The sequence below is a fragment of the Sagittula salina genome, from assembly GCF_017813235.1.
GTDB classification, from domain to species: Bacteria; Pseudomonadota; Alphaproteobacteria; order Rhodobacterales; family Rhodobacteraceae; genus Sagittula; species Sagittula salina.
Window position 1 is genome coordinate 1 of sequence record NZ_JAGISH010000034.1, and the last position, 1,337, is coordinate 1,337.

Annotated in this window: 2 protein-coding genes; one reads left to right on the forward strand and one right to left on the reverse strand. The window is 61.3% G+C overall.

The window, feature by feature from the left end; genetic code table 11:
- Positions 1-37: 37 nt before the first annotated feature.
- Positions 38-643 (forward strand): tyrosine-type recombinase/integrase, encoded by a 606-nt coding sequence (locus tag J5474_RS22440; protein ID WP_209364230.1) that lies wholly within the window; start codon positions 38-40, stop codon positions 641-643.
- Between the two features lie 44 nt (positions 644-687).
- Here J5474_RS22440 and J5474_RS23355 read toward each other — a convergent pair whose 3' ends face one another.
- A complete protein-coding gene (locus J5474_RS23355; protein ID WP_209364232.1) occupies positions 688-1,233 on the reverse strand; it encodes an integrase core domain-containing protein in 546 nt (181 codons plus the stop codon).
- Positions 1,234-1,337 lie beyond the last annotated feature (104 nt).

Consider the following 1,337-nt stretch of genomic DNA (forward strand, 5'->3'; position numbering starts at 1 on the left):
CTTCCATGTTTAACAGTATTCGAGCAATCTGTTCAACATGCCCGAAATGCGCCTCCACGATCCCCGCGGTGACCGGCTCTACCTGAACGCAGAAGAGCGCGGCGCCTTCCTTGCCGCGGCCCGGTGGCAATCCGCGCGGGACCGGACCCTGTGCGAAACCCTGCACTGGACCGGGTGCCGGCCATCCGAACTTATCGAGGTCACCCCGGCACGCGTGGATCTTTCCGTGGCGACCATCGCGATCCGTTCTCTAAAGAAAAGGAAGGATGGGGCAGGCCGGCAGAAGATCGTCTTCCGAACTGTGCCCGTCCCGCCTGAGTTCATCGACACGCTCAACACCGCCCACGGTATCCGCGAGGCGCAACGGTCCCGCAAAAAAGCTGTAGCGCCGATCTGGAACCTCAGTCGCGTCCGCGTCTGGCAGATCGTCAAAGGGGTTATGATCGAAGCCGGCATTCCGGACGCACCACATCGCAGCCCAAAAGGGCTGCGCCATGGCTTCGGCGTACATGCCACGGTTCAAGGTGTCCCGCTCCACATGTTGCAGCGCTGGCTCGGACATGCGCAACTGTCGACAACGGCGATTTATGCCGACGCTGTTGGTAGAGAAGAACAGGACATTGCCGCCCGGATGTGGAAGTAGGAGATTGGGCTTCTTGCGTAGTCGACGATCAGGCTGAGCCGCGCTTATGCCCATTGGGTACAGTCCAAGACTTCGATCGCTGCCCTTCCGGGGGCGGACAGCGGTTCATCCCCTGGCGGCAGGGCATTGCGTGGAGAGGCTTTCCGGTTCGATTGGAGCGAATGGCCCTGCCCTGGATTAGGGCTGCGTTGATCCAGACATGTCCGGTCGATTTGCAGTGTCGAGCAACAGCGCGGTGGCCGCAAATGCCTCAAGTGCTGGCGTGTGGTGGTCGTGGTCGGAAACTCCCTTGGGGACAGGTATCCGAGCGCCGAATGCGGGCGCTCCGTGTTGTCGTGGTTGCGCCAGCGGACGGTTTCCTCCTGGGCATGGGACACCGAGCGAAACCAGTGCAGGGTCGGGCATTCGTCGCGCAGGTTGCCGTGGAAACTCTCGACGAATGCGTTCTGTACAGCCTTGCCGGGCTCGATGAAGCGGAGCCGGAGGCCGGAGGCCGGAAGATGGAAAGACCGACAATCCGGCCGGGACAGAACCGGCAGTGGTCGTCGACCACGTTCAGACCACGTATAGGCCGCGGAGGCGTCGGTGATCGGTAAGCTGGTCGTTCATGAAGTCGAGCGGTAATCCCCCCATTTTTAACGGGGTGCATTCGTAGAACTTACGCGGCCATTTTCAGTTTCTGGGCGGGGGTGAT